At 43.3% G+C, this 360-nt stretch carries 1 protein-coding gene; it reads left to right on the plus strand.

Going from position 1 to position 360, the window contains the following annotated elements; genetic code table 11:
• Positions 1-351 (plus strand): zinc ribbon domain-containing protein (locus UYK_RS24625; protein ID WP_016872288.1); only part of this gene is annotated, 351 nt, incomplete at its 5' end.
• Positions 352-360: the final 9 nt, after the last annotated feature.

Below are 360 nucleotides of genomic sequence, written 5' to 3' on the forward strand. Positions count from 1 at the left end.
AGGTCTTTGTTAGATGTCGGGATTGGTAATTTGATATCGCTAATCAGGTACAAGCTTGATGAATGTGGTGGGGTATTCGTTGATGTACCTCTCAAAATTGCACCCTCCCAAACCTGCCCTCAATGTGGCTATAAAAAGAAAAAAGAGTTGTCTCAACGTGTGCATAATTGCGATAATTGTAACTTGATTGCTGACCGTGATGTGGCAGCAGCTATGGTAATGCTTAATTATGCCAAGGGGTTAGGAACTAGCCTCTCAAACGTCGATGCTGATCCTCTTTCTAAAAACCCACAGCTTTGTGGAGGTTTTAGGAAAGTTCAGCAGTTGAAGCGTCAGAAACCTCGCACGTAGCTTAAGCAG

The sequence above is a fragment of the Fischerella thermalis PCC 7521 genome (genome assembly GCF_000317225.1).
Lineage (GTDB): Bacteria > Cyanobacteriota > Cyanobacteriia > Cyanobacteriales > Nostocaceae > Fischerella > Fischerella thermalis.